Raw genomic sequence first — 4,893 nt, 5'->3', positions numbered from 1 at the left:
CCCCCCTCCCCCCCCCCCCCCCCGGCACTGCTCGTCCGGGCAGGCGAACGCCGTGAGGGCATGGCGTCCGTACACGTCTGACCGGCGCACGGGGGAACACGAGGGGCCGACTGGTGAAGCGGTCGGCCCCTCGCCGTGCCCCGCACCGCCCCGGCGTGTCCGCCGAGTCGCGAACGGGTCCGGGCCTCCAGCCCATTCGCGACAGATAGACAGGTACGCTGACCGCGTGCATCAAGACGCGCTCGCCGGAGCCCACCCGGGGTCGGAACTCGTGACGCTGCTCGTCGGCGCCGTACGCGGCATCAGCCAGGTCTTCACCGACCGCATGACCGCCGCCGGCTTCGACGACGTACGCCCCACCCACGGCTTCGCCCTCACCCTGGTCGGCGAGCACGGCACCACCGCCACCGAACTGGGCCGCCGGCTCGGCATGACCAAGCAGTCCGCGGGCGAGGTCGTCACCCACCTCGCCCGCCAGGGCTACGTCGAACGCCAGCCCGACCCCGAGGACCGCCGCGCCCGCCGCATCACCCTCACCACCCGCGGCCGCGAATGCGTCCGCATCATCTGGGCCGAACTCGCCGACATACAAGGCGCCTGGGAAGGCGCCGTCGGCACCGCCGGCCTCGACGACCTCACCACCGGCCTCCGCAAAGGCCTCCGCACCCTCCGCGACGGCGGCCAAATCCCCGAAGGGCTGCGCCAGGCCTGGTGGTGGTACGCGTGACTCCGCCGCGGGCCGGTCAGTGTGCGGTGGCCACGACCACCGCCGCGGTCAGGGACACCACGACTGCGGCCGCCGCGGTCAGGGCGATCGGGGCGGCGCCGACGACGGGATCGCCCGAGCGGATCGCGTCGTCGACGCGGCGGAAGCGCAGGGCGCTCGCCACGTAGACGGCCACCGATACCGCGATGATCACGGCGCCGGGGGTCAGCCACGCCCAGTGGTCGAGGCGGTGGCCGGCGTGCAGCATGAGGCCGCCGTTGGCGAGGAACGCCAGCGCCGTCCGCGACCAGGCCAGCCGCGTGCGCTCGGGCTGGAGACCCGGGTCGACGGGGCCGTTGCGGGGCACCGCGTCACCCGTCATCGGCACGTCACCCCATCGCCATCAGGATCACGCTGACGACGATCACCGCCGCGACCCCCAGCGACAGCATGAGCGGCATCGACGTGGCGGGCAGCGCCTGGCTCAGGCGCATCGCGCGCTCGACGCGGAACCACCGCCGGTACGCGGACGCCGCCAGCACGGTCGCGATCGCGACGAGGATGAACCCGAGCACCAGCCGCTGGCTGCGCGGCCCGAGGTCCGGCAGGAACTGCACCACCGCCACCCCGCCCGCCAGCAGCGACAGCGCGGTGCGGATCCAGGCGAGGAACGTCCGCTCGTTGGCAAGGGTGAACCGGTAGTCGGGCTCGTCCCCGATGTCCTGGAGCCGGGGACGGCGCCGATCGTTGACCATGGTCACGATTGTGCCGTGCGCACCCGGCGCCCGCCGCGCGGGTCCACCGAGCACGTCGTGCGGGTTCGCCGACTCCGCCGTGGAAGTCCACCCGGCGCGCTGTCGCGGATTCTGCGGCCACGTTGTCCACAGGTGCCGGAACAAGCCCCCGCTGCGGGGGTTTCAGCAGGTCGCGGGTTGTCGTGCGTCGGGCTGTCCACAGGTTCGGGGCCGGGAAGAGCGGGCGTTCGCGAGCTACTTCGGGTTCGGGCGGAAGAGGCCGCCGATGACGTCGGGCAGGAGGCGTTCCGCCAGGGCGGTGGGGAGTTGTTCGAGTAGCGCGAGGACAGGGGCCATGCGGTCCGGGAGGGCGCCGTCTGCGCCCAGGCCCGCCAGGTCCAGGAGGGCTGCGGAGTCGGCGGCGGTGAGGGACGCGGGGTCGATGAGGGCGGCGGCTTCGACCAGGCCCGGGTCGACGAGGGCCGGGCCGAGGGCGCGCGCCTGGGCCGCGGCGGCGGAGAGGGCGGCCAGCAGCTCCGGGGCCTTGCCGTCGGCGGCCGCCGTCACGGTCAGGTGCACCGTGCGCGGCAGGCCCGCGTACCCCGGCTGCGGCTGGACGTACCACCCGTGCGCGCGCAGGCAGTCGGCGAGCACGAACACGTCCAGCTCCGGGTCCCCGCTCGCGACCGCGAGCAGCGACCCCGCCGGGTCCCCCAGCACGCGCAGGCCCGGGATCGCGTCGACCCCGGCACGCAGTTCGCGCGCGGTGCGCACGGTACGCCGCGCCAGGTCCTCGTAGCCGGCGTCGCCGATGTGCCGCAGCACCGCCCAGGCCGCCGCGAACGGGCCCGCCGACTTGGTGCCCTGGAGCGTCGCGTTCACGACCGGGTAGCCGGGCCACGCCGCGCAGGCGAAGTAGCCGTGGCGGCGCAGTTCGGCGTCGCGGAAGAGCAGGACCGAGGCGCCCTTGGGGGTGTAGGCGTACTTGTGCAGGTCGACCGACAGCGAGGTCACCCCCGGCACCGACAGGTCGAAGTCGGGGATGCCCGCCGTGTCGGGCAGGCGCCGCGCGTACGGCAGCAGCCAGCCGCCGATGCACGCGTCGACGTGGCACAGCACGCCCCGCTCGGCCGCGGCGGCCGCGATCCCGGCGACCGGGTCGACCACCCCGTGCGCGTACGACGGCGCCGACGCGACCACCAGCGCGGTCCGCTCCCCCACCGCCGCCGCGACCGCGGCCGGGTCGGGGGTGAACGTGCGGCCGTCCACCGGCACCGCGACGGCCTCCAGGCCGAACAAGTGCGCGGCCTTGTGGAAGGCCGCATGCGCGGTCGCCGGCAGCACCATCTGAGGCGCCGTCACCCCCCGTGTGGCCCGCGCGTGTTCGCGCGCGGTCAGGACGGCCAGCAGCACGCTCTCGGTGCCGCCCGAGGTCACCGTGCCCACGGTCTCCGCGGAGCCGCCCAGCAGTCGGGCGGCGGTGCCGACGACCTCGTTCTCCAGCGCGACGACACTGGGGAAGGCGGTCATGTCGAGGCCGTTGACCCCGGCCATCGCGGCGTACGCGGCCTCGGCGAGCGCGGCGGCCTCCGCACCCAGACCGGAGTCGTAGACGTACGCCAGCGTGCGGCCTCCGTGCACCGGGAGGTCCGCGGCGCGCAGGGCTGCGAGGTCGGCGAGGATCGCGGCGGCGGTGGGTCGGTTCTGCGCGGTCACACGGGGTCCTCTTCGGCACGGGCCGGCTCCGGCGTCCGCGCGGTCTGGGCGGGGATCACGGCGTGCCGGTCCCGCAGCTCGGCCAGTTTCTCCTCGGTCAGGTCGTAGCGCAGGATGAACGGCATGCTGATCACCAGCAGCACCGCCGGCAGCAGCGTGAAGCCCAGCAGCACCCCGGTCAGCGCCGAGTCGGGCTGCGGGACGCGGTGGTCCGCGTCCGAGGACACGAACCCGCTCACCTGGAGCATCGCCGCGAACACCCCCGCGCCCAGGGCGAGTCCGAGCATCTCCCCCGCCGTCCACACGCCGGTGAACACACCCGCGCGGCGCTGGCCGGTGGTCATCGCATCCACCGCGACCGCGTCGCCGATCATCGACATCGGCAGCATCTGCATGCCCGCGTAGCCGACGCCCGCGATGCCGGTGATGGCGTACACCACACCCGCCGGGACCTGGCCGGCGGACATCATCATCAGCGACGCCGCCAGGAAGCAGCACGACGCGGCGAACGCGGCGTTGCGCTTGCCGAACCGCAGCGCGGCGCGCGACCACAGCGGCATCGCGACGATCGACGGCAGCACGAGCGCCGCGAACAGCCAGGTGGTGGCCGACGCGTCGTCGAGGATGTAGGTGGAGAAGTACTGGACGCCCGCGAGCATCGCGCCCGCGCCGACGGCCTGGACGACGTACATCCCGAACAGGTTCATGAAGGAACGGTTCGTCCGCGCGATGGCGAGCTGCTTGAGGATCGAGCTCTCGCCCGCGGTGACCGGCACGACCGTCCGCGCCCGCGCGGTGGTGAAGAACGCCGCGAGCATCCCGGCCATCAGCAGCACGCCGAGGACGACGCCCATCAGCCGGTAGCCGCCGCGCGTGCCCGGGTCGTCGCCGCCGGAGTGCCCGGTGATCAGCGGCGCGAGGCCGCCGGACAGCATGATCGCGAAGGACAGGAACGCGACGCGCCACGCCATGATGCGGGTGCGCTCGTGGTGGTCGGCGGTGATCTCGGCGGGCATCGCGATGTAGGGGACCTGGAACGCGGCGAACGCGGTCGCGGCGAGCAGGTACATGCCGCCGACGTACAGCGCCGCCCAGCCGCCGGTCAGCGGCGGTCCGGCGAACATCGCGGCGAAGAAGAACGGGAGGGTCAGCGCGCCGCCGAGCATCCACGGGCGGCGCGGGCCCCAGCGGTGCTCGGTGCGGTCGGACAGGCTGCCCGCATAGGGGTTCGCAACGGCGTCCCACGCCTTGGGCAGGAACACGACGACACCGGCCACGAGAGGTTCCACGCCGAGCACGTCGGTGAGGTAGAAGAGGAGCAACAGGCCGGGCACGGCCCCGAATATCCCGGTGCCGAACGACCCCAGGCCGTAGCCGATCCGCACGATGCCGGGCAGGGGCGCGATCTCGGGTGCCGACGGCTCGGCGGCGTCGGGGCCCGCGGCGGAAACCATGGTCATGAACGTAAGCCCTGCCGGGGCCTGCCACCAGGGTTTCGGCCATGGTCCAGACCATTCCCGGCGGGGCCCGGAAGGCACCCCGGAACCGGCGACGGAATTTGGCGGCGAATGACGGAAAACGCCCGCCCCACGCCCGCATCCGCCGCTTCGAACGCGGTCGGGACGGCCCAGAGGCGGGCGGACGGCCCAGGGCGGGCATACCCCTGACGCTCCCTCGGCCCTCCGGGCATACGCGTGGGCCCGCGGACCGAGCCCGGACGCGCCGACGCCCGCGGAG

5 protein-coding genes are annotated in these 4,893 nt (G+C 74.1%); 1 reads left to right on the top strand and 4 read right to left on the bottom strand.

The genetic code is table 11. From position 1 onward, the window contains the following. Window positions 1-226 precede the first annotated feature (226 nt). Window positions 227-727, top strand: coding sequence for a MarR family winged helix-turn-helix transcriptional regulator (locus ACRX5S_RS00950; RefSeq protein ID WP_436770722.1), 501 nt, complete (start codon window positions 227-229; stop codon window positions 725-727). A gap of 16 nt (window positions 728-743) precedes the next feature. Here the strand turns inward: ACRX5S_RS00950 and ACRX5S_RS00945 are convergent, their stop codons facing one another. The 4 genes from ACRX5S_RS00945 to ACRX5S_RS00930 all read right to left on the bottom strand — a co-directional run bounded on the left by ACRX5S_RS00945 (window position 744) and on the right by ACRX5S_RS00930 (window position 4,610). Next, on the bottom strand, window positions 744-1,088 hold the full coding sequence (locus tag ACRX5S_RS00945; protein WP_436770721.1) for a DUF202 domain-containing protein: 345 nt from the start codon (window positions 1,086-1,088) through the stop codon (window positions 744-746). A gap of 7 nt (window positions 1,089-1,095) precedes the next feature. After that, window positions 1,096-1,461, bottom strand: coding sequence for a YidH family protein (locus tag ACRX5S_RS00940; RefSeq protein ID WP_436770720.1), 366 nt, complete (start codon window positions 1,459-1,461; stop codon window positions 1,096-1,098). A 234-nt stretch (window positions 1,462-1,695) separates the two neighbouring features. Then, window positions 1,696-3,156, bottom strand: coding sequence for a pyridoxal phosphate-dependent decarboxylase family protein (locus ACRX5S_RS00935; protein ID WP_436770719.1), 1,461 nt, complete (start codon window positions 3,154-3,156; stop codon window positions 1,696-1,698). Then, complete coding sequence (locus ACRX5S_RS00930) at window positions 3,153-4,610, bottom strand: MFS transporter (RefSeq protein ID WP_436770718.1); 1,458 nt, start codon at window positions 4,608-4,610, stop codon at window positions 3,153-3,155. The genes ACRX5S_RS00935 and ACRX5S_RS00930 overlap by 4 nt, the downstream gene beginning before the upstream one ends. Window positions 4,611-4,893: the final 283 nt, after the last annotated feature.

The sequence above is a fragment of the Yinghuangia sp. YIM S09857 genome, from assembly GCF_051388915.1.
In the GTDB taxonomy this organism is placed as follows: Bacteria; Actinomycetota; Actinomycetes; order Streptomycetales; family Streptomycetaceae; genus Yinghuangia.
This window is presented reverse-complemented; position numbering and strand designations above follow the sequence as displayed.

Coding starts and splice junctions, on each gene's coding strand:
- ACRX5S_RS00945 (WP_436770721.1), bottom strand. CDS start 1,088: ATGACGGGTGACGCGGTGCCCCGCAACGGCCCCGTCGACCCGGGTCTC.
- ACRX5S_RS00940 (WP_436770720.1), bottom strand. CDS start 1,461: ATGGTCAACGATCGGCGCCGTCCCCGGCTCCAGGACATCGGGGACGAG.
- ACRX5S_RS00930 (WP_436770718.1), bottom strand. CDS start 4,610: ATGGTTTCCGCCGCGGGCCCCGACGCCGCCGAGCCGTCGGCACCCGAG.